The sequence below is a fragment of the Psychrobacter sp. WY6 genome, from assembly GCF_018448495.1.
GTDB lineage: Bacteria > Pseudomonadota > Gammaproteobacteria > Pseudomonadales > Moraxellaceae > Psychrobacter.
Genome location: NZ_CP049902.1, coordinates 2,195,447 through 2,217,640 on the forward strand (window position 1 = coordinate 2,195,447; position 22,194 = coordinate 2,217,640).

General features: G+C 43.2%; 18 protein-coding genes and 3 pseudogenes. 8 read left to right on the forward strand and 13 right to left on the reverse strand.

All coding sequences use genetic code 11. The annotated features are described in order from the left end of the window. Window positions 1-68: 68 nt before the first annotated feature. The 6 genes and pseudogenes from G7Y90_RS10945 to G7Y90_RS10975 all read right to left on the reverse strand — a co-directional run bounded on the left by G7Y90_RS10945 (window position 69) and on the right by G7Y90_RS10975 (window position 7,233). On the reverse strand, window positions 69-1,769 hold the full coding sequence (locus G7Y90_RS10945) for an AMP-binding protein (protein ID WP_201560190.1): 1,701 nt from the start codon (window positions 1,767-1,769) through the stop codon (window positions 69-71). 634 nt (window positions 1,770-2,403) lie between these two features. After that, window positions 2,404-4,114: pseudogene (locus tag G7Y90_RS19095) on the reverse strand (AMP-binding protein). A gap of 687 nt (window positions 4,115-4,801) precedes the next feature. After that, the gene (locus tag G7Y90_RS10960) at window positions 4,802-5,488 is read right to left on the reverse strand and encodes an ABC transporter permease (protein ID WP_349773420.1); all 687 of its coding nucleotides are present in this window, start codon (window positions 5,486-5,488) and stop codon (window positions 4,802-4,804) included. After that, window positions 5,439-5,594: a hypothetical protein gene (locus G7Y90_RS10965; protein WP_250162379.1), complete on the reverse strand. Its 156-nt coding sequence runs from the start codon at window positions 5,592-5,594 to the stop codon at window positions 5,439-5,441. The genes G7Y90_RS10960 and G7Y90_RS10965 overlap by 50 nt, the downstream gene beginning before the upstream one ends. Before the next feature lie 100 nt (window positions 5,595-5,694). Beyond that, complete coding sequence (locus G7Y90_RS10970; RefSeq protein ID WP_250162380.1) at window positions 5,695-6,570, reverse strand: ABC transporter ATP-binding protein; 876 nt, start codon at window positions 6,568-6,570, stop codon at window positions 5,695-5,697. A gap of 72 nt (window positions 6,571-6,642) precedes the next feature. Beyond that, the gene (locus G7Y90_RS10975) at window positions 6,643-7,233 is read right to left on the reverse strand and encodes a hotdog family protein (protein ID WP_201501346.1); all 591 of its coding nucleotides are present in this window, start codon (window positions 7,231-7,233) and stop codon (window positions 6,643-6,645) included. A gap of 221 nt (window positions 7,234-7,454) precedes the next feature. On the opposite strand from G7Y90_RS10975, the gene xthA reads away from it, so the two are divergent. From xthA to G7Y90_RS18500, 4 genes and pseudogenes are all read left to right on the forward strand, one after another. Then, window positions 7,455-8,279, forward strand: coding sequence for an exodeoxyribonuclease III (gene xthA / locus G7Y90_RS10980; RefSeq protein ID WP_201560192.1), 825 nt, complete (start codon window positions 7,455-7,457; stop codon window positions 8,277-8,279). A gap of 127 nt (window positions 8,280-8,406) precedes the next feature. After that, a pseudogene (argJ, locus tag G7Y90_RS10985) lies at window positions 8,407-9,629 on the forward strand (bifunctional glutamate N-acetyltransferase/amino-acid acetyltransferase ArgJ). 426 nt (window positions 9,630-10,055) lie between these two features. After that, window positions 10,056-10,316 (forward strand): YgdI/YgdR family lipoprotein, encoded by a 261-nt coding sequence (locus G7Y90_RS10990; protein WP_250162381.1) that lies wholly within the window; start codon window positions 10,056-10,058, stop codon window positions 10,314-10,316. After that, window positions 10,225-10,452 carry a DUF4377 domain-containing protein gene (locus tag G7Y90_RS18500; RefSeq protein ID WP_349773337.1) on the forward strand — a complete coding sequence of 76 codons (228 nt, stop codon included), beginning with the start codon at window positions 10,225-10,227 and terminating at the stop codon, window positions 10,450-10,452. Before G7Y90_RS10990 ends, G7Y90_RS18500 begins: the two co-directional genes overlap by 92 nt. 191 nt (window positions 10,453-10,643) lie before the next feature. Here the strand turns inward: G7Y90_RS18500 and G7Y90_RS10995 are convergent, their stop codons facing one another. After that, entirely contained in the window at window positions 10,644-12,077 is a 1,434-nt protein-coding gene (locus G7Y90_RS10995; RefSeq protein WP_201560194.1) for an L-serine ammonia-lyase, read from the reverse strand. A 538-nt stretch (window positions 12,078-12,615) separates the two neighbouring features. Here G7Y90_RS10995 and G7Y90_RS11000 point away from each other — a divergent pair. After that, window positions 12,616-14,049 carry a solute carrier family 23 protein gene (locus G7Y90_RS11000; protein WP_201560195.1) on the forward strand — a complete coding sequence of 478 codons (1,434 nt, stop codon included), beginning with the start codon at window positions 12,616-12,618 and terminating at the stop codon, window positions 14,047-14,049. Between the two features lie 147 nt (window positions 14,050-14,196). Here the strand turns inward: G7Y90_RS11000 and G7Y90_RS19100 are convergent, their stop codons facing one another. Together G7Y90_RS19100 and G7Y90_RS19105 are read right to left on the reverse strand one after the other, a co-directional pair. Next, window positions 14,197-14,700 carry an EamA family transporter gene (locus G7Y90_RS19100; protein WP_502937352.1) on the reverse strand — a complete coding sequence of 168 codons (504 nt, stop codon included), beginning with the start codon at window positions 14,698-14,700 and terminating at the stop codon, window positions 14,197-14,199. Next, window positions 14,639-15,124 (reverse strand): EamA family transporter, encoded by a 486-nt coding sequence (locus G7Y90_RS19105; protein WP_502937353.1) that lies wholly within the window; start codon window positions 15,122-15,124, stop codon window positions 14,639-14,641. Before G7Y90_RS19105 ends, G7Y90_RS19100 begins: the two co-directional genes overlap by 62 nt. Window positions 15,125-15,609: 485 nt before the next feature. Here G7Y90_RS19105 and G7Y90_RS11010 point away from each other — a divergent pair, with 485 nt between their 5' ends. Further along, window positions 15,610-16,530 (forward strand): WG repeat-containing protein, encoded by a 921-nt coding sequence (locus G7Y90_RS11010; RefSeq protein ID WP_372815323.1) that lies wholly within the window; start codon window positions 15,610-15,612, stop codon window positions 16,528-16,530. 132 nt (window positions 16,531-16,662) lie between these two features. Here the strand turns inward: G7Y90_RS11010 and G7Y90_RS11015 are convergent, their stop codons facing one another. Beyond that, window positions 16,663-17,691 carry an alpha/beta fold hydrolase gene (locus G7Y90_RS11015; RefSeq protein WP_201501339.1) on the reverse strand — a complete coding sequence of 343 codons (1,029 nt, stop codon included), beginning with the start codon at window positions 17,689-17,691 and terminating at the stop codon, window positions 16,663-16,665. Between the two features lie 27 nt (window positions 17,692-17,718). Next, on the reverse strand, window positions 17,719-17,883 hold the full coding sequence (locus G7Y90_RS11020) for a rubredoxin (RefSeq protein WP_011280463.1): 165 nt from the start codon (window positions 17,881-17,883) through the stop codon (window positions 17,719-17,721). A gap of 355 nt (window positions 17,884-18,238) precedes the next feature. Between G7Y90_RS11020 and G7Y90_RS11025 the strand changes: the two genes are divergently transcribed. Then, a complete protein-coding gene (locus G7Y90_RS11025) occupies window positions 18,239-18,808 on the forward strand; it encodes an adenine phosphoribosyltransferase (RefSeq protein WP_055124107.1) in 570 nt (189 codons plus the stop codon). 98 nt (window positions 18,809-18,906) lie between these two features. On the opposite strand, the gene G7Y90_RS11030 is transcribed toward G7Y90_RS11025, so the two are convergent. Next, a complete protein-coding gene (locus G7Y90_RS11030) occupies window positions 18,907-19,383 on the reverse strand; it encodes a hypothetical protein (protein ID WP_045454922.1) in 477 nt (158 codons plus the stop codon). A gap of 142 nt (window positions 19,384-19,525) precedes the next feature. Then, complete coding sequence (locus G7Y90_RS11035) at window positions 19,526-20,467, reverse strand: transaldolase (protein WP_045454919.1); 942 nt, start codon at window positions 20,465-20,467, stop codon at window positions 19,526-19,528. Between the two features lie 539 nt (window positions 20,468-21,006). Here G7Y90_RS11035 and pheA point away from each other — a divergent pair. Continuing rightward, window positions 21,007-22,163, forward strand: a pseudogene (gene pheA / locus G7Y90_RS11040) (prephenate dehydratase). The last annotated feature ends 31 nt before the right edge of the window (window positions 22,164-22,194 follow it).

Consider the following 22,194-nt stretch of genomic DNA (forward strand, 5'->3'; position numbering starts at 1 on the left):
CTACATTGTATATAGTGGGCTTTTATTTTTTGAAACTTATAAGTCTTAACTACTGAGAGTCTTAACGACTACAAGGTTTGCGGATTATCTGACATATGTTTTTCACGCAATTTTTGACGTAGTATCTTGCCGACATTACTCTTAGGTAGCTCGGTGACAAACTCGATATGACGCGGGCATTTATAGCCGGTCAAGTTATCGATAGCGAACTCTTTAATATCACTTTTAGTGACGTTATTATCGGCCGGGACGATATATATTTTTACCGTCTCACCTTGATGTTCATCAGGAATACCGATGACTGCACACTCAATAATGCCTTTACAATCAAGCATAACCGACTCGATTTCATTTGGGAAGACGTTAAAGCCTGAGACCAAAATCATATCTTTTTTGCGATCTAATAATCTAAAGTAACCTTTTTCATCCATACTGACGATATCACCCGTACGGAAATAACCCTCTTTAGTAAAGTCGCTACTACTGTCTTTATTAAAGTAGCCCGACATGACATTTGGACCTTTGATGCACAGCTCGCCTGCCTGATTAACGCCTACTTCTTTGCCATCTTCATCGATAACAATAATATCAACGCTTGGACCAGGCGTGCCAATCGTACTATTAAATTTACGATCAATGACGATATTGTTGGTGCCGACTGCTACACATTCAGTCATACCCCAACCTTCAACCATCGGACAGCCTGTCACTTCTAACCAACGCGCCGCTGTTTGTTCGGTTGCTGCCATACCACCTGCCTGCGAGAGACGAAGTGAGCTGAAATCTAGGTCTTTAAAGTTTGGCTGATCAAGCAAGCCTTTAAACAAAGTATTAACCGCTGGGAAAATATGGAACGGCTGTTTGGATAAAGTTTTGATAAATCCAGGCATATCACGCGGATTTGGTACCAAAATAAAAGTGTAACCTGAGCGCATGCCAAGCAGGCTAAGCATGTAAGCAAAAATATGATACAGCGGCAGTGCCATGACCATATTGATATAAACCTCATTAATTTCTGAGGTAACAGGGCGAAACCATGCTTCTGACTGCATGGCCGCAGCAACGACATTACGCTGAGTTAATACCGCGCCTTTAGACAATCCTGTGGTACCACCGGTATACTGCAAAATCGCTTTATGTTGCAAAGCCGTTTTTGGTGCTTGAAACGGTAGGTTTTTACCTTTTTTCAGCACATCTGGAAACTTGGTAACGTTGTATTTAGGATCGTCAAGATTATATTTCGGCACTAAGCGTTTGACCTGACGGATTACCGTATTGACCAAAATACCTTTTAATCCCATCATATCGCCCATTTTCGATAGGACAATACGTTTGATATCCGTCTCTTCGATTACCTGCTCGAGTGCTTGAGCAAAGTTATCAACCACAAAAATAACTTGAGCACCCGAGTCGTTCAACTGATGGCGCAGCTCACGACCGGTATACAGTGGGTTAACTGGGGTACACACATAACCTGCCCGCAAAATACCAATCATCGTTGGCAGATATTGCGGCACGTTTGGCATCATGAGTGCGACCACACTGCCTTTAGGAATGCCTTGCGCTTGTAACCATGCGGCAACGGCCAGTGAGGCTTTATCCACATCACCATAAGTATGAGTGACACCCATACAAATAGTCATAGGATGCATACGAAAACGATTGAAACATTCCTCATACAGCTCTATGAGGCTCTCATATTGATCAGGATTAATGGTCTTGGGTACGTTTTCTGGATATTGCGCCAGCCAAGGCTTATCTACTGTCATACTTAGCGTCCTTAAATGTTGTGATACGTTAAGGTTCTATAAAAGAGTAGTCACATCCTTGTCAACAATATAAATCATCGCCTTAAGAGCAATGGATTGTCGCGTGCTATCCTATCGATTCACAGACTGCTAAAATACGGTGACCTCTATATAAATTATTTAACTACAAGCTCATTTCACTATAAAAAGCAGTGGTCTAAATACAGTAAACAGCTGGTTACTATTATCCTTACTAAGAAAAGCACCACTTGCTCATAAACTGATCTGAATTGAACGACTATCGACTCACACTAATAAAAAATAGCGTGACTTATTTTGGCAACACATTAACATAACTACAATTGATATTGTTATTTTTATACAAGAACTTGATAGTTTATAATTAAGTTTGATAAAGCAAAAATATATGTTGTAACCATATAGAGGATAAGCGGTTAGCAACAAGGTGCGAACGGCATTTTACTTGGAAATTTATGAATCATGATAAGAATCATCTAGTTTGTAGAAAAAGTTGTTATGTAAAAGCATTAACATTATAGTTACAAAGTAATGATTTTCTGTATAAGAGTGATAGATTCACATAAAAAAGCGCTCTACATATGATGTAAAACGCTTTTGATAATGATTTTTTTATTTACAATTGTGGGTTGTCCGACATATGCTTTTCACGCAGTTTTTGACGTAGTACTTTACCCACATTACTCTTTGGCAACTCACTGACAAATTCGATATGACGCGGGCATTTATAGCCAGTCATATTGTCCAATGCAAATTCTTTAATGACTTCCTTGGTGACATTGTTATCGGCAGGGACGATATAAATTTTGACTGCTTCACCTTGATGCTCATCGGGAATACCGATCACCGCACAATCAATAATACCATCACAATCTAGCATCACTGATTCAACCTCATTTGGGAAGACATTGAAGCCTGAAACCAAAATCATGTCTTTTTTACGGTCTAATAATCTAAAGTATCCTTTTTCATCCATGCTGACGATATCGCCAGTGCGAAAGTAGCCATCTGCCGTAAAGTCATCACTACTGTCTCTGTTAAGATAACCTGAGGTTACGTTAGGACCTTTTACACACATCTCACCAGCTTCGTTGACACCAACGCGATTGCCTTCATCATCGATGACAATGACATCGACACTAGGAACAGGGACGCCAATCGTACCGTTAAACTTGCGATCAGTGATGACGTTAGCGGTACCTACAGCGACACCTTCTGTCATACCCCAACCTTCAATCATGGCGCAACCAGTGACTTCCAACCAGCGAGCAGCTGTCTGCTCAGTTGCTGCCATACCACCTGCTTGTGAGATGCGTAATGAGCAAGTCTAAAGTTGGGATGATCAAGTAAAGCCTTTAAATAAGGTTAACCGCTGGCAATATATGGAACGGCTGTTTTGACAGCGTTTTAATAAATCCTGGTATATCACGTGGATTAGGTATCAAGATAAAGGTGTAGCCTGAGCGCATGCCGAGTAGACTGAGCATAAAGGCAAAAATATGATAGAGCGGTAACGCCATGACCATATTGATATAGACCTCATTAATCTCTGACGTAATCGGTTTGGTCCATGCTTCTGATTGCATCGCCGCGGCGACGATATTACGCTGCGTTAAGATAGCCCCTTTAGATAGTCCTGTTGTGCCACCTGTATACTGTAAAAATGCTTTTTGATCTAACTGCATTTTTGGTTTGTGGAACGGCAGGCTTTTGCCTTTCTTCAGCACATCAGGGAACTTGGTCACTTCGTGCTTAGGGTCATTCAGTTTGTACTTAGGTACTAAGCGTTTGACCTGACGGATGATGGTATTCACCAAGATACCTTTTAACCCCATCATGTCGCCCATTTTTGAGAGGACAATCCGCTTAATATGGGTTTCATCAATGACTTGTTCAAGCGCTTGGGCAAAGTTATCGACCACAAAAATAACCTGAGCACCCGAGTCGTTCAACTGATGGCGCAGCTCACGACCAGTATACAGTGGGTTAACAGGGGTACAAACGTAGCCTGCCCGCAAAATACCAATCATCGTTGGCAGGTATTGCGGAACGTTTGGCATCATGAGTGCAACCACACTGCCTTGAGGCAGACCTTGCGCCTGCAACCATGCGGCAACGGCAATCGAAGCTTTATCAACATCATCGTAGGTATGCGTCACGCCCATACAGATACTCATAGGGTGCAGACGAAAGCGCTCAAAGCATTCTTCGTACAGCTCCATGATGCTGCTATATCTATCGGGGTTGATGGTCTTTGGTACACCATTAGGATAATGGGCAAGCCAAGGTTTATTCGGGTCATAGTCAGCGTCCTTGAAGTTTGAAATAGGGTAAATTCTGTAGTAAGCAGCATATCCGTGTCAATAAACACATCAGCGCTGACGTAAACCGTTTGCCGCTGAGAGTGATAATATCCTTATCTATTGACTGGGCTGTAGGTTTGTTGCCATCGTCCAAAGGACTTAACTATTATTAGGCAGATAATTAAGTCAATTGAACGGACAGATAGCTTAATCATAAAAGCATTTTTACTCTTAAATAAGCTCTACCTGTTATCTATCTAACACTAAGGTATCAGAAAATAATTATACATTTAAGCAATACAGTAGCATGAATGCCATCAAATACTATACTAGTATGGAATACTGAGCAGTGCATAAATAAAGCTGAGAAATACGATTCATATATAATTTAACATGAATAGGTAGCGTCCCTGTTTGCCACTGGATGAGTATAAATTTTGATAAAAATCAAGGCGTCAATTAAAAAATCATCGCAGCCAAAATTAATATATCAACCAAAGATGTGTTAGGGCCTGTCCTCAATTCAATCGATTACTTTCTAAATGGCCTAAAAATGGCTAAATTTTGCCAAACATCGTCAAATAGCTTATTAATATCTCGATATTATTTGCGCTACTTTCCTTGTTTGACGACAATTTATCTCATTTTTATCTCCCTTTTTAAATGAGGACAAGCCCTAGAAGTTCATTTGAGATTTAGTCATGCTGAATGCTATAAAGGCAATATCAGCTGCTTGTTTTTATTAAAAAAGCGTCGATAAATGAGTAACGCGCTGATTGTACAACCGAGCGTACTGCTCACACATATCAAAAACATAGTGACTATCTGATAGCGAATCGCTTGAGTGGGGTCAGCGCCAGCCAATATTTGACCAGTCATCATCCCTGGTAAGCTAACAATACCGACAACTAGCATAGAGTTCAGCGTCGGAGTCATGCCATTGACAATGGCAGCGCGTATTGGTTCATGTACCGCTTCAAATGGGCGAGCAGATAGGCTGAGCATCATCTCTATACGTCCTTGCTGCTCATGAAAGGATTCAATCAACTGGTTGCTGGTCAATGAGATAGCGGTGAGCGAGTTGCCCAATATCAGCCCCAAGATAGGAATGACGAATTGCGGTGTGTACCAAGGCTGTACCTTTAAAATAATCATGATGGCTATCGCAGTGACTAATATAGCCGAAACGCTTACTGCTAGCAGAGTGTCAGTTAACAAACCTTTATAGCTACGTTTAACGCGATTTTTGGCAGCAGCACCTGCAATCAAGGTCATGATGGTCAAAATTAACAGGACTTCATACCACTGTTCACGGGCAAAAATCCATGCCAATATCAAACCGATAAAACTAAGCTGGAGCACCGTGCGGATAGCCGCGGTTAAAAGCGTTTTGGTCAGCTGTAAGCGCGCGCCAAGAGATAATAAGAACGATGATGATTAAGCTGCTGGCAAGGGCAATATCACCGTAAGTTAAAAATATTTGTATGTCATCTGTACCGCTCATCGTGGCTCACTATATAAAATGACGAATATAAGATAGACCCTAATACGACTTTGTTAAGAAAGATCATTTTAAAGAGTGACATGACAGGCTTAGCTCAGCGTTAGAATATCTCAGTTAATACCCCTGCTTGCATCTGCCAATGCCGATCGGCCAATGGCATGATGTCTTGCGTATCGTGAGTTACCCATAGTAATGTACGCCGCCTATCTGCCTGTAACCAGTTTGTGAGTAGATGTACGAGCTGGGCTGAAGTGTCACTGTCTAGGGCAGCGGTAGGCTCATCTAGTAACAACACCCGTGGGTTCAATTGTAAGAGGCGTAACGTGTTGACCAGTTGCCGCTCGCCGCCCGATAGATGATAGACTTCTTGCTGCAAAAAGTCAGCGCTGCGTTGCAATTGCTCAAGCTGTGCGATATGCCAGTCGATATCAAAGTCAAGGTGCTGATGCGCTTGTAGCTGATAAGGCATTTGCAAGTTCTCAAGTACACTGCCTTCTAATAATTGTGGGTGCTGGGCGAGTAGGGCAACGTGCGTGCGCCACTGTATCGGTGCAGTATCATGGATACTACAATAAGCACTACTGGTTGATTGGTCATCACGGCGCAAACGCACATTGCCGCCGCTCATTGGCAATAGTCCAGCCAATACCCGTAATAATACCGATTTACCACTACCAGAACCGCCTGTCAACACGGTTACTTGACCTGCTAACAGCCTGCCTGTGGCGCCATCGATTAATAATCGTTGATGAGCAGGTATGATTGGCTGAGAGACAGTGTTTGGTCTTAGTTTGCTGATCCATCTTTGATAAATGGTAGATAGCGCAGATGTTGTGGCTTCTATGGCTTCCATATTTTTGTTATTAATACTTTTATCGCCAACCTTGTTATCATTATAGGCAGGTATGCTGGCTGTACGTTTACTATGTACCTGAATATTCTCGAATATCAGTATCGGTTTATTATGAAGATGCATAAGTCATTATCGCCAATTATTCAGCCACTAAATATCCAATCATTAAGTATCTAACTACTAATTATCCAGCCACTAAGCATTCAGCTGCTCGTGGATCGCTTGCTCAATGGCATCGCGTAAATGCTTTGGAACACGAATAGGGCGCATGGGCGTGGCACTAGCAACCGCAGTATCTGCCTTACTATTGGATAGCGGTTTGGTTTTGACTTGGTTTTGCACACAAGCAATGACGATTTTGCCACTACTTAATAAGCTGCTAGCATTAGCATTGCTATTAGCATAATCAGAAGAAAGGCTGTCTGGGCTGTGACGATAAATGCTCTGGTAAAAGATAATGCTGGCAGGTTTTAACTCGACTTTATCGATGCGCACACTGATGACTTCATCTAACAAAATAGCTCTTTTGTATTGCAAGTCTGCTTGACTGACGACAAAATGCTGAATTTCTCCATCGTCAGTCTGCAAAAAATACCCATTCAAATTCAGTTCCCCAAACCAATCACGGCGGCAGTTTTCAAAAAACACCAAATGATTGGCATGGTAGACTATACCGCCGGCATCAGTATGGTTAATATAGACGTTATAATTTTTGGTAAACAATGGCGTATATTCGCCGTCTACACTTGCCACTGTGTTTGTATTTTTGCTGTTATTTTTTATCATAAAGATGCTCGGTCATTGTTTTAATAAATATTGTTCGATGTTCATGATTCGATGGCCAAAATTTGATAGCAGCCATATTAACCACAACTACTCTAGCTTAAGATATCAGGGCGCGCAACAGTTAGGTCGGTCGACGTCTGTTATGATAGCGGATTGTGCACTTTCATAGCCCATTTCTTTATATTAGCACCGTATTTTCATCAATTAGTATAGGATAATTTATGACCCGTTTTGTCAGTTTTAATATCAATGGTATTCGCGCACGTCAACATCAGCTTGAGGCTGTGCGAGAAGTGATCGATCCTGATGTGATGGGTCTACAGGAAACAAAAGTACATGATGAGCAATTCCCCCTAGAGAATATAGAGAGTCTGGGCTATCACGTAGAGTACTTTGGTCAAAAAGCCCATTATGGTGTGGCGCTACTATCCAAGGTTGCACCTATATTTGTGCAAAAAGGTTTCCCTGGCGAAGATGTCGAGGCACAGAAGCGTTTTATTCATGCACGATATGAATTTGATGGTCGTGAGATTGATGTGCTCAATGGCTATTTTCCACAAGGAGAGAGCCAAGACCATCCGACCAAATTCCCGATGAAGCGCGCTTATTATGCTGATTTGATGGCGTATATCGATACCCTAAGAGCAGAAGGTCGCTCGCTCATAATCATGGGTGATATGAATATTGCCCCAGAAGATACTGATATTGGCATTGGCGACGTCAATGCTAAGCGCTGGTTGAAGAATAGAAAGACCTCATTTTTACCAGAAGAACGTGAGTGGTATGCGGCGCTGATGTCACGCGAGCTGACAGATACCTATCGCTTACATTATCCAGAGAGCACAGAGCTATATAGCTGGTTTGATTATCGCAGTCGTGGGTTCAATGATGAGCCGAAACGTGGCTTGCGTATCGATCATATTTTGTGCAGCTCGGATCTTGTTGAAGCCTGTGTTGATGCTGGGATTAGTTATGAGCTACGGGCGATGGAAAAACCGTCTGATCATGCGCCAATTTGGTCGGCATTTGATTTAAAAAAACGGTAATATTTATATAGGTCGCGTTTGATACTTCACCAGCAGTAGCGTCATTGTTGAAGGCTCAACGCACCTCAGTGTTTATCGCATCATCCGTTATAAATAATGATAAAAATTTTACAATAAGGATTAAACCATGGCAGTCGGAAATGTTGCAGTACCTGATATTATTTATCCTATCGAAGGAATCAAGCTAAGCGCCACTGCCGCAGGCGTACGCTATAAAGACCGAGATGATTTAGTAGTGATTGAGATCGCTGATACCGCGACCACTGCGGTTGTGACCACCAAAAACACCTTTTGTGCAGCACCTGTACGGGTGTTGCGTGAGCATTTTGCCAAGGCCAGTCCGCGTTATTTGGTCACTAACACAGGTAATGCTAATGCTGGGACGGGTGCTGATGGCAAACGTCGCGCCGTTGATATTTGTGCAGCCCTAGCGAGTAAGGCTGGCGTGGATAGTAATGCAATATTGCCATTCTCGACGGGTGTCATTGGTGAGCCATTAAATAGCGATGCGATCATCGCAGGCTTAATAATGCACTTGCCAATTTGGGGGCTGATAATTGGCTTGCCGCGGCGAATGGTATTCGCACCACAGATACGATTCCGAAGCTCGCTAGCCAAAAAATCGACGTGGCGGGTGTTAGCTATCATGTGACAGGTATGTCGAAAGGCTCAGGTATGATACGCCCTAATATGGCAACTATGCTGGGTTATGTGGCGACCGATGCTAATATCGCTGCTGACCTATTACAGGAGATGCTAAGTGCCATCAACGAACAATCTTTTAACCGCATCACTGTTGATGGCGACACTTCAACCAATGATTGCTGTGTGTTGATCGCCACAGGTGCTGCCAGCTCAGATATCATTGACAGCCAAGAGCATCCGCATTATCAGGCTATATTTGCGGCTTTGACCGAGGTGTTTGTCCGTCTGGCGCAATTAATCGTACGTGATGGCGAGGGTGCTACCAAGTTTATGACCGTCAACGTCACTGGTGGCAAGACAACCCAAGAGTGCTGCGATGTGGCATATGCGGTCGCGCATTCACCGTTGGTCAAAACTGCGTTCTTCGCTAGCGATGCCAACTGGGGTCGTATCTTAGCAGCAGTGGGTTATGCGGGTATCGAAGACTTGGATACGGAACAAGTGGATGTCTATCTAGATGAAGTCATGATTTGCCAGAATGGTGGCGTCGCGCCTAGCTATACAGAAGAAGCGGGCAAAGCAGTCATGAGTCGCTCCGAGATTACCATTCATATTGACCTTGCTCGCGGCGATGCTAGCGATACGGTTTATACTTGTGATTTGTCCTATGACTACGTCAAAATTAATGCCGATTACCGTAGCTAAGGGTTATCACTGTCAGCTAAGTAAAATACTGTTTAACGAATAACTGAGCCAGAGTGACTATCACTCTGGCTTTTTGATGTGTAAATTTTTCTCAGTATCAATTTACTCTACTATTCAATACGCGCGATTAAAACAGTTGCAAAAGCTGACGTTACTTTACAAAGCAGTTATAGAGCAGAAGACGAGTTGCGCTCTATACTGACCTCAGTAAACAAACAATAGACGACATTATTGAGACTTAATAGGTTTATTCGGTAAAGCTAAATCAGGTGAATACTCTTGCTTGGCTCAATATCGACAGTAGTATTACACCCATCGCAAAAATTGACTGATATTTTTAAAATATATTTACCAGCATGATGTGTCCAAAACAATAATCTCAAACCATTAATAATGTATTTATAACAATTAACTGAGGATTTAATAATGAAAAAATTAGTACTTGCAGCAGTAATGACCGCCTTTGCCCTGTCAGGTTGCTCTACCATGGGTATGGATAACGAACGTACGATGGTTGTCGATGGGCAACCTATGAATGTTAAAGTGGTTAACATTCCAAGTTTTGAAATAGAAGTAGCACCACTGAAAGCCGTCTGTGAGCTGTCAACAGCTGAGGGTACTAAGGTTGAAGCAGAATGCTTACAGTATCGTCAGACTTATCAGAAAAAACACACCTTTAAACGGTAATATTCAGGGCTTCACTTATGAGCCAAACTATCGTTATATTCTAGATGTTCGCCAAGAAGTCATGATGGATGAAAATACTAACATGGCTAAGCCAGTTTGGATTCTAAACGAAGTGGTTTCAAAAACAGCTGAGTAATGAATCATTGAGCATGTCTAGTTGATGAGCATATTTGACCAAAATAAAAAAGACCCCTAATACAGAATTAGGGGTCTTTTTTATTTTAGCAAATACTTGGGAATGTGATGTCAGGATAAGCTATATTAAACGATCGTTATGTTAGAACGTATCCCCATTTGGATAACAGTCAATCGAATTTAGAGAACGCTCTAGCACTGACTATATTTTACACTGACGCCATGAGTGGCAGTAGGGATACGATTGTCTGCATAAACGGCAAGACCGCCTCGTGAGGTTTCTTTGTATTTATCTAGCATATCCGCACCAGTGACTTTCATGGTTTCAATCACTTTATCTAAAGAGACAAAGTGCTGTCCATTACCGCGGCAAGCAAGTCGTGCCGCATTGACAGCTTTGACGGCGCCCATGGCATTGCGCTCGATACAAGGCACTTGCACTAGACCGCCTACAGGGTCGCATGTTAGACCTAAGTTATGCTCAATACCAATCTCAGCCGCATTAAGGCATTTAGCTGGATCACCGCCCAAGATTTCTGCCAATGCAGAAGCTGCCATGGCACAAGCAGAACCAACTTCACCTTGGCAACCAACTTCAGCGCCAGAGATGGAGGCATTTTGTTTGATTAAACTGCCAATAGCAGTCGCATTTAACAAAAACTTGCGTGCACCATCTTGGCTATAGCTTGATAAAAAGTCACGATAGTAATGCATCACCGCAGGAATAATACCTGCTGCACCGTTGGTGGGGGCAGTGACGACATTTCCACCATTGGCATTTTCTTCATTGACCGCCAAGGCATATAAATCAATCCAGTCCATGGCAGCGAGTTTGTCATTTTTGGTAATGGGTTGGTTTTTCTCGGCGCACAATTGTAGATGTAATGCTTGGGCACGGCGTTTTACATCCAAGCCACCAGGTAATATGCCACTGTTTTGACAGCCTCGCGTCACGCAGTCCTGCATTGACTCCCAAATAGAGTCTAAATAAGCAAAAACTTCTGATTGATTGCGGTAATGACATTCATTTGCCAATACCAATTCACTAACGCTTAAGTGGTGTTGACGACATTGCTCCAGCAATTCTGCGGCGCTATTAAAGGGGTAAGGAATGGCGTCAATGGTCGGCGTGGCGTTATCTTCATCCGGATTGGTGGCATCTTCTTCATTGATAACAAAGCCGCCACCTACCGAATAATAGGTTTGTTGATAATGACTGCCGTCGGTCAATAATGCGCGGATAGTCAAAGCATTAGGATGGTAGGGCAAAACGGTTTCGTCATACCAGTGAATATCGCGCTCTGTCTCAAAGGCAATAACATGCGTGCCTGCTATATTGAGCTGTTTGTCTGAAAAAATCGGTGACAAATATTGACTGGTCAAACGGGTATCGATCGTACTAGGAGCATGCCCAAGCAGCCCTAACAATATAGCAGTATCGGTTGCATGTCCTTTGCCTGTGGCTGCCAAAGAGCCATAAAGCTCAATCTCAACACCTGTAATAGCCTTCAGCTCTGTTTGCTTGGTTAATGAGCCCAAAAAAAGATTGGCGGCGACCATGGGTCCTACCGTGTGTGAGCTTGATGGGCCAATACCGATTTTAAATAAATCAAAAACACTAATCATAATAACTTACCAAGTTTTTTAAGTGCACTAACATGTTGTATAGCTGCTTTAGGCACTTTCATTGAGATATAACAGGCAGCTCTCGCTTATAGCACCGACAAAGGTATAGAGGAAGCACCGCCCATGGAAGTATTAACGCAAAAGAGGAAAAATGGTGATTGAATAATAACTTTTATTTGTTTTGAAACTCCGCTATCATGCTCGGAGCTAATGGCTATGTAACATCCTGTAAGTTGATTGTCGCTGCAGAGTACACTGAGTCATAAGCGACCATAACCGTTTTTTAGTTAAACATATCCGACCACATACATCTACCAAAACATGGTCATCATACCAAATAATACTTTTGGTTTGCCATATTGCAACATAAATGAATGAGTCAGGGCGACATATTATAAATGAAAAGATGCGGATTTTACTCGTTATTATAATTTCTAGCCACATATTCTTGCCGATTGATGCCCTGATTTAAAGCAATTTTTATTTTTCATTTACTGTTGTCTATTATTTTAGCCCAGTTTACATAGGACAAGCGTGTATGCCCTCTCAAAAAGACCCTTCCTCGCCTTTAGAAAACAGCGCTCAAGCACCATCTGCTGAACCTGGATTAGAGGCTGCGGCGATCAGTCCTCCGTACAATCCAGACTTTGAAAATGGACGCTGGTTTCCGACATGGCGTCCGTATCAAGGCGATTTAGATCGTGATCCAGTCGGTATCAATGAATATTTGCCACCGTCAAAAAGCGTGCTATTAGGTGTACAGCATACTTTTGCGATGTTTGGTGCGACCGTGCTTGCGCCGCTGTTAATGGGCTTTGATCCCAACTTAGCCATTTTGATGTCAGGTATCTGTACGGTGATGTTTTTTCTGATCACTGGTGGGCGCATGCCGAGCTATTTGGGCTCAAGTTTTGCTTTCATTGGTCCCGTTATCGCTGTGACAGCTTATGCAGGCGCAGGGTTCAATGGTAATTTGAATGTCGCTTTGGGCGGCATCATGGCTTGCGGTATCATTTATGCGTTAATTGGGCTGCTGGTGATGAAAACGGGTACTGGCTGGATTGAGCGTTTGATGCCGCCTATCGTTACTGGTGCTATTGTGATGATTATTGGTCTCAACTTAGCGCCAGTGACCATTCAAGGGGTGTCTGCCAATCAGTTTGATGCTTGGATGGCTACCTTGACCGTATTACTCATCAGTGGTGTGGCTGTCTTTACACGTGGTATGCTGCGTCGTCTGCTATTACTGGTTGGTTTAATATTATCCTATTTTGCCTATTTTATCATGACCAACGTCATGGGTTTTGGTACGGCGATTGACTTTAGTGGTGTGGCAGCTGCTTCGTGGTTTGGCTTACCTAGTATCCATACGCCTCGCTTTGAGATGAGTGCTATTATTCTGATTGCGCCTGTGGCCTTTATTTTGGTGGCTGAAAACTTAGGGCATTTTAAGGCTGTCGAAGGTATGACCAAAGCTCGTGTCACGCCTTATATGGGTCGAGCATTTTTTGCTGATGGTTTGGCAACCACCTTTTCAGCAGGATTTGGCGGTACTGGTGTGACGACTTATGCTGAAAACATCGGTGTGATGGCGGTGACTAAGGTGTATAGCACAACAATATTTGTCGTGGCAGGCGTGGTAGCTATTTTGTTAGGGCTATCACCGAAATTTGGTGCCATCATTCAGACGATACCAGCCGCTTTATTGGGCGGTGCGTCCATTGTGGTGTTCGGTTTGATTGCTATTGCAGGCGTCAAAATTTGGATAGACAGTCGTATCGACTTTAGCAAAAACAGCAATCTAATTATCGCGGCCGTGACCGTTATTATGGGTACCGGTAACTTTAGTTTGCATTTAGGCGGCTTTGATTTGGGCGGTATCGGTACGGCGACTTTGGCAGCGATTGTCTTAAATGCGTTATTTAACCAAGGATCTGAAGCGAAGGCTGCTCATCAATCATTGGCTAAGTAATCAGCTTTTATGATGCTGAGGTTTTATACCTATCAGATAACGACGATAACAGCGTATATCACTCCATAAAAAGCGCCCATGCTATCGGTAGCATGGGCGCTTTTTATGGAGTGGCAGCAAGTGCACGATAAAAATGCAGAATAAAAGCTACTTGTAGTCTCGCTTGTAAAATTTTGAGAAAAACCGATAACGTCGTAGGGCGCGCGGCTTAGGTTTCAGTGAGCCCAAATAGATTGCAAACATGGTCAACAGAGCACCGCTCCACTGTAAGCTATTAATTGGTTTGTCCAGCCAGCTATAATCAATGACCAATGCGGCAATAGGTTCTGATAATAATAATAATCCAGTTAACGCCAAAGACAGCTTAGGAATGGAATAGGCAATTAGCCCCCACGCCAAGCATTGCATCACCGTACCGATGAGCACCCAGCCAATCTCAGACCAAGTGTTTGGTAAAATATGACCCATATCAAACACAAACATAGGAACAATCATCGCCAATACACCACCGATACTAATCAGCTGCATCAGCATAAATATAGGTGTGGGTTCAGTATCATGCGTCTTACGGATAAAGTCATCGATGCTGCTAGCATTGCCCTGAGACGATACCAGTGACGAACCCCCAAGTGGCAGCGCTGTTATGCGCAAACTCAGGACTGCCTATCATGGCCACACCAAACATGGCTAAAAACAAACTGATGAGCTGCAATATAGATTGGCGTTCGTTAAAATATAAAAACCCAATGGCGGCTAAAAAGAAAATCTGTAGGCTATTCAATAAAGTTGAGATACCAGGGCCGACCGCATAAATACTCTCGTGCCAGAGCGCCAGATCTAAGCCTAAAAAGACACCTGATAATAAACCATAAAAAATAGCGCGCCTTGAGCGGGGTAGACGCTGTCCCATGATTTTGGCCAATACAGCGAATACGACACCTGAAATAGCCAAGCGCCAAAATGCCATTGCCCAACCGCCAATATCAACGTGAGCGACAATCAAACTACCCAGACCAAAGATAATACAACCAATGACCAACCCAGTAGAGGCAGAGCGTGAAGAAGCAATCGCCATACAATATCCTTATATCCATATTATTATTTTATCTTACTGTATCAACGATAACGCCAATGAATACTGACGCTAATACAAGCCGTATTGTCTAGGTTTTGACGCTAAAATGAAATGGTCAAACTATCATTTATGCTTATTGTTTGATTTATTATCACGATATCAGGTTTTATCTCTGTATATGCTAGGTATAAAATCAATGATGACCTTAAGCTTCACTCATATAAGAAAGTATCTATAACAATACGAATATATGGTGGAGACATTCTTACAGGAACGATGTTGGCGTAGATATCACTATTTGCTAATCTAGTGGTTTATAATCTCTGTAGTGGCACAATAAAACAGGATAGTTTCTTATTAGTCTTTACCTCAAGTACTTCAATACCATTAGCCTAGGTTCATCTATGTTGCGACGTTCATTATCCCTACAACAACGACTATCGACATCTGGTTTTGCTATCGCCATCTTTGCTATTACGCTATTTATGGCGCCAAGCGTACAAGCGGCCAGTTGCAAAATTCCAAAAAGTTATTATAAAAACGTGGCTTGTACGGCAAATAGCGGCTATTTTTTGGCGACAAAAGATTTCGGCGCGCCAGTTGCTCTGATGAATAGTAAGGGCAAAAGCGTCGTTGATTTATCACGTTATCAAAAAGTTGATGCCAGTAAGATATCGGCAGGTCTACTGCCTGTACTGCGCAACGGTCATGTCGGTTATCTTAATATGCAAGGTCGTGAAGTAGTGCCTGCGATGTATGATGTGCTTAAAGAAGGACAGGGTTGGGCGCGTCCCGTCTCTAACGGGCGTATCGTGGTAAAGCAGGATGGTAAATATGGGGTCATTACTACTAGTAATAAAACCATCGTGCCGTTTTCGTCCGTGATTAGTGACATTGATGATTACCAAAATGGTGTCGCCCGTGTACGTAAAAATCAAGCGATCAGTTGGATTGATGAAAACGGCAAAACGACCAGTGACCCAAATGGTAGTAACAACGAGCAATCCACGACGCCACGAGCACCTGCCAGCGCTAATGGCAATGCATCCTCATCCAACCAGACACTTCCCAATCGCTTTACGATGCTACAACCGCGTCAGCAAGATGGCAAATGGGGGTTTATCGATGATAATAATGTGACCATGATTACCTATTCTTTTGACGAGGTGCGTCCCTTTGCCGAAGGCTTGGCTGGCGTGCGCATCGATGAAAACTGGGGCTTTGTTAATCTTGGTGGCGAGTTGGTGATTCCTTTTCGCTTTGCCAATAGCGGTGTGTCAGCTGGTGATCTTTATCAAGGCAAACCCGCCTTCACCTTTACTGGTGGTAAAGCGTGGATTGGCAATCTAAAAAACGGCAATAAAATGTGTATCGATAAAGAGGGCACAGGAGTGGGCTGTGATTAAGCGGCGCGTCCAAATATAAAGACCTACATGATCTAATGACCTAGGTAAAATATCCAGCATAAAAAGAGCGTAAATCCTACTATTGATTCATAGGGTTTACGCTCTTTTTTATGAATTGTGTGACAACTAAAATTATTCGTCTAATAAATGATTGCTGATTAAATCGACCATATAAGGTTGATAGTATTCAGGAATATCATGCGCCATGCCTTCGATTAAATGAAACTTGGCATTCGGAATGGTCTTGGCAACCACACGACCTTGTGAGGCGGGCAGTAGTCCATCTGCGCTACCATGCAGTACGATAGTCGGCGCTTTGACTTGCTTGCTAAACCTGCTAATAGAGCCTGATGCCAAGATAGCATTGAGCTGTTGTACCGTGCCGAGCGGATGAAAGTTGCGCTGATAACGCAATTTGGCAATTTCACGCACCATACGTACGTTGACATGCCCAGGCGTACCGACTGTCTTCATAAACCACACGCTATGGCGCACGATATCGCGCTCAGAATGACTTTCAGGGCGGTTGATCAGGGTATATAGCTGCCTAGGTTTTGGTGGTTTTAAAAATGCACGGTTGGTCGTGGTAAACATCAACGCCATGCGCTGTACTAAACTTGGATAACGTGCCGCTACGATTTGCGCAATCATGCCGCCCATCGAAGCCCCAATCAGATGGGTTTTCCCCAACTGCAACGCCTTAATCAAACGAGCGGTATCTTCTGCCATATCTGTTAAATTATAAGCCACTTGCGTACCTTTATTGGACAACCCCGTTTGCAGGCGCATCATCATTTTTAGCTGACTGATACGCGGTAGTCCATCAATCTGCACTTTAGAAGACAGACCAATATCACGATTATCAAAACGAATGACAAAAAAACCGGCATCAATAAGGCGCTTGATAAAATTATCTGGCCAAAATATCATCTGTGAGCCAAGTCCCATAATCATGAGCAGTGGTGGATCATTAGGATTGCCACCTGCCTCAACACACAGCTCAATGCCATCGCCGATATCAATCATTGATTGATACAGATGCTTGCTAAGGTCAGAGTCTCGCCATTGGTGCGCGCCAAACTTTTGCCACTCAGGAGTAGGGTAGCCACCTAAGTCTTCTTGTAGGGTTGCCGATGGTTTGATGTCATTCGATGTTGTCATGAAGTGTCCTAATTAGAGGGTCGTCTATTACAGCTCAAGCATCTCAAAATCAAGCTTGCCCACACCGCACTCTGGGCAGGTCCAATCATCAGGGATGTCATCCCATTTAGTGCCTGGCGCAATCCCTTCTTCGGGACAGCCGAGTGCTTCATCATATATCCAGCCGCAGACGATACATTCATAACGTTTCATAAATAGTCCTATCGAGCATTATCAGTGTTTATAATCCGTGTTACAGGGTGTTTTTGACGTGCATACTTGCAACCACAGCCGTTAAATGAGACTGTAAAAGCGCACATAGTTTAGCATATAACCGTGATTTTCGTCGTTAAGTTTACACTTGTATATTGAGATTGATTGGTTTTTATCAAGGGGTTTAGGTCTTCTGTCTGTCAGTAAGCACCTGTACGCTTACGTGCGCAACTGCGATATTTCTATCAATTATGTTATAATAAGCGCCGCTAAATTCACAATATTAGCCATCATTTATCGTTGATATATTATTATCTAAATTACATTATCTAAGTCATATACGCTAAGGGTTACCATGAGCATTAATGCTGCCGCTACATCTAAAAATGTCGAAAATGAGTCGTCTAATAAGCTCAATACGGATCATCCCTTCTGGCAAGTGATTCGCACAGTACCAGACTTCCCGAAAGTCGGCATTGATTTTTATGATATTACGCCGTTACTGCGCAGTCATATTAATGAGGTGATAGATGCATTGCTCGCCGCACTGCCTGAAGGTGTGATGGACGAGGTAGATTGTCTAGGGGCAGTTGAAGCGCGTGGTTTTGTCTTTGCAAGTTTGCTTGCAGGTCGATTGGGCAAAGGGATGATTTTGCTACGTAAACCCGGTAAGCTGCCACCGCCCGTTGCCAATAAAGCGTATGCTCTAGAATATGGTAAAGATACTCTTGAGATGCAAAACAATCTACCGCCTGAGCGCGTGCTATTGGTCGATGATATTTTAGCCACAGGTGGCACTTTAACCACCGCTTATGAGCTGTGTAAATCGGCAGACCATACCGTGGTGGGGGCGTTAGTATTGCTAGATTTGGTTGATTTGCATGGCGAATTTCCAGTGCCTGTCTATACGGTTTTAAAGGCTTAAAACTGGCAACGCTTAGTGAATAGCGTGAAATAAGGCAATTAAAAAAGCGCGCTGAATGAATTTAGCGCGCTTTTTTAATTGCCTGTATTTGCTTTGTCTTAACGTACGTTACTTGTCTTGCTGGTAAGGTAAGTTTTACACGCCTGTTCTATTAGCATACGACTAATCGTTTTTGGCTTGGTTATCTTAAAATCTTTGGTGGTTAATATGGGTTTTTCTGATTGCCAAGATTCTAATACCTTATTATTGGCATCATAGTTAACGTAAGCGCGTTTATAGTAACTGGCGTCTTTACAAGAGATGAGCAATTGCTGATCGCTATGATGAATCGCTTTTTCTTTACCTTCCTTATCTACTTTTGTTTCATCTTTTTGTGCAGGGTATGTTCTGCGGATAGATACGGTGATGTTTTCGACATTTTTTTCGTCTATGATATTGATGTCGGAGCTTTCAATAGAGTCCAAGTCTAAGCTAAAAATTGATCCAGTAGGACTTTCTGATATTTTTGACCAGTTCACTGCATGCGTGCTGACTGCTAGAACACCACCCACTAATAACACTGATAGCCGTTTCATAATCAAGCCTTGCTTCTTGTTGTGAGAAGTGAGCCATGATAGCCAACTTACTATTAGCAGGCAAATTTCTTTTATAACCTGCGACTGAGGTTTGTAAAATGTTGATCATACTCATCACTGTTTATAACGCTCGACGCTCATATCAATGACGCATCGCTGCTAACATCTGAGCAAGCTCATCACGAGCACCAATAAAGCCGTCGATACCTTTTGGTAATAAATCTTGTGTAACCGTGTCTTGTTGATAGGCGCTACTATATTCCTCTCGCGTTAGACTCACGCGTTTCATGTCGGCTACATCTAATGACATGCTAGGTGACAGTTGCTGTATCACCTCAGTATCCATCGCTGCCAGCGCGTCGATAAGGTCAGGCGCGATGGTCAATAGATCACACCCTGCTAGCGCTAATATCTGTTCAGTCGAGCGAAAGCTTGCGCCCATCACTTGCGTATTATAGTTATGCTGCTTGTAGTATTGATAAATGCGCTTTACAGACTGCACGCCCATATCATCAGAAGCGGGCACGTTTTGACGATTTTGTTGGCGTTTTTGCCAGTCTAAAATACGACCAACGAAAGGCGATATCAATGTCACACCTGCATCGGCACAGGCAATTGCTTGATGCTGTCCAAATAACAACGTTAAATTGCAGTGAATATTTTGGGTTTCAAGATAGCGTGCTGCCTCAATCCCTTGCCATGTCGCGGCCATTTTAATTAATACGCGCTCTGAGTTAACCCCTGCTTTTTGGTAAGCTTCCATAAATACTAAGGCTTTATCAATCGTCGCCTGAGTGTCATAAGACAAACGAGCATCCACTTCGGTAGAGACGCGGCCTTGAATAAGCTCTAAAATATCACAGCCAACCTGAATGGTCAGCGCGTCAATCACTGCATCTATATTGCCATTATGACGACTCATGGTTTCTGACAGCATGCCTTGGTTGTCAGGATGGAGGAGTGCTTTGGTAATGAGGCTTGGATTGGTGGTCGCATCGATAGGTTTTAAGCGCGCAATGGCGGCAAGGTCACCAGTATCAGCGACAATGGTGGTCATGGTACGAAGCTGTTGTAATGCGCTCATCAGATATCCTTTTTGATCAAAAACAGATTGTGTTCAGTTACGTGGTAATTTTCTACTTTATAGTGCTATTTGCTATCAGTTTTAGACTGTAACATAGTTTTGAGTGGATGTTCCTTCATAGTTTTGCCGTGCATCGCTGCCATATTGCCTCTGTTTGCCAATATTGACGAATTTACGCGCATTTACACATGGGCACTGTCGATAGTTTTTGTTATAGTAGAGCGGGTCAGCGATCTGGCTGCTACATTTGCATGCTGGTGTGTGTACTAACATACGGCAATAGTAGACGATAGCGCTCGCCGTGCAGGGTGCTTTTGAGAGGCTGCCTGCTATTTAGTGTGATTCCTATCGAATATCATTGCTAGTATGCTTGCACCTTTGACCGTCATTGAGTGCTGATTCAATAATGAAATGATTGGTTGTCGATAATTAGAAATACTTGAAGCCTTCAAAGTTAAAAAGCAGTACCTAACTAGTAAACTCAGTAATAATTTTAGAAAAATAGGCGGTAATGAGTGAGCAGTCATCAGAGCAAAAACATGGATAAGCTAAATCAAGCCATCGCAGGGGCTAACGATACTGCAACTGAAAAAGCATTTTTGGACGATATTCGCCAAAGTATTGATACAGTAGACTGCGAAATCCAGACATTGATTAATAACCGTGCCAAGTTGGCTCAGCAAGTGGCCGCAGTAAAGAAAAACAACACATTGTCAATAACCCGACTGCCGACAATAGCAATCCTATTTTTTATCGCCCTGAGCGTGAAGCGCAAGTGCTAAAAGCGGTGATGGAACGCAACACAGGTCCGATCGCTGATGACAAAAATGGCGCGGTTGTTCCGTGAAATTATGTCGGTCTGCCTTGACTTAGAAGCACCGCAGCGCATTGCTTTCTTGGGACCAGTAGGTACTTTTACTCATGCTGCTGCGCTCAAGCATTTCGGTAAAGCCGCTGATACCGTACCAATGACCACCATCACTGATGTATTCCGTGAAGTTGAAGCAGGCACAGCGATGTATGGTGTGGTGCCAGTGAAAACTCGTCTGAGGGTGTGGTCAACCATACGTTAGATGGTTTTCTTTCCTCCACCTTAAAGATAATTGGAGAAGTTGAGCTGCCGATTCATCAGAATTTCTTGGTCGCAGAACATACCAAACTTGATGGTTTAAGCCGTATTTACTCGCATCAGCAGTCACTAGCGCAGTGTCGTCATTGGCTCGATGTCAATTACCCGAATGTCGAGCGCGTGGCGGTATCGAGCAATGGCGAAGCTGCCCGCCGCTTGAAAAATGAATGGCATTCAGCAGCAATCGCCGGTGATGTGGCTGCTGCAGAATATGGCTTGCATAAGCTATATTCAAATATCGAAGACAACCCGAGCAATACCACGCGATTCCTTATCATCGGTCACGAAGCGATTGCGCCATCAGGTCAGGATAAAACGTCTATCGTCGTATCAGCACATGACAAAGCGGGCGCATTGATCGAGATTTTGAAGCCTTTGTCTTATCATGGCGTGTCGATGACCAGTATCGAAACCCGTCCTGAGCGTCCGAATAAGTGGGCATACGTGTTTTTCATCGACATGAATGGTCATATTGACGAGCCAAACGTCAGCGCTGCTATCGCTGATATCCGTCCATTGGTAAAAGATGTGCGCGTTCTAGGTTCTTATCCAAAAGCAGTGCTATAGTCCCTCTACTGTAAAAGAGTCATGGCGTTTA

Bases quoted from the DNA above. Each gene is read 5' to 3' on its own strand.
- G7Y90_RS10945 (WP_201560190.1), bottom strand. From the start codon at position 1,769: ATGACAGTAGATAAGCCTTGGCTGGCGCAATATCCAGAAAACGTACCC.
- G7Y90_RS10965 (WP_250162379.1), bottom strand. From the start codon at position 5,594: ATGAGCGGTACAGATGACATACAAATATTTTTAACTTACGGTGATATT.
- G7Y90_RS10970 (WP_250162380.1), bottom strand. From the start codon at position 6,570: ATGCATCTTCATAATAAACCGATACTGATATTCGAGAATATTCAGGTA.
- G7Y90_RS10975 (WP_201501346.1), bottom strand. From the start codon at position 7,233: ATGATAAAAAATAACAGCAAAAATACAAACACAGTGGCAAGTGTAGAC.
- xthA (WP_201560192.1), top strand. From the start codon at position 7,455: ATGACCCGTTTTGTCAGTTTTAATATCAATGGTATTCGCGCACGTCAA.
- G7Y90_RS10990 (WP_250162381.1), top strand. From the start codon at position 10,056: ATGAAAAAATTAGTACTTGCAGCAGTAATGACCGCCTTTGCCCTGTCA.
- G7Y90_RS10995 (WP_201560194.1), bottom strand. From the start codon at position 12,077: ATGATTAGTGTTTTTGATTTATTTAAAATCGGTATTGGCCCATCAAGC.
- G7Y90_RS11000 (WP_201560195.1), top strand. From the start codon at position 12,616: ATGCCCTCTCAAAAAGACCCTTCCTCGCCTTTAGAAAACAGCGCTCAA.
- G7Y90_RS19105 (WP_502937353.1), bottom strand. From the start codon at position 15,124: ATGGCGATTGCTTCTTCACGCTCTGCCTCTACTGGGTTGGTCATTGGT.
- G7Y90_RS11010 (WP_372815323.1), top strand. From the start codon at position 15,610: ATGGCGCCAAGCGTACAAGCGGCCAGTTGCAAAATTCCAAAAAGTTAT.
- G7Y90_RS11015 (WP_201501339.1), bottom strand. From the start codon at position 17,691: ATGACAACATCGAATGACATCAAACCATCGGCAACCCTACAAGAAGAC.
- G7Y90_RS11020 (WP_011280463.1), bottom strand. From the start codon at position 17,883: ATGAAACGTTATGAATGTATCGTCTGCGGCTGGATATATGATGAAGCA.
- G7Y90_RS11025 (WP_055124107.1), top strand. From the start codon at position 18,239: ATGAGCATTAATGCTGCCGCTACATCTAAAAATGTCGAAAATGAGTCG.
- G7Y90_RS11030 (WP_045454922.1), bottom strand. From the start codon at position 19,383: ATGAAACGGCTATCAGTGTTATTAGTGGGTGGTGTTCTAGCAGTCAGC.
- G7Y90_RS11035 (WP_045454919.1), bottom strand. From the start codon at position 20,467: ATGAGCGCATTACAACAGCTTCGTACCATGACCACCATTGTCGCTGAT.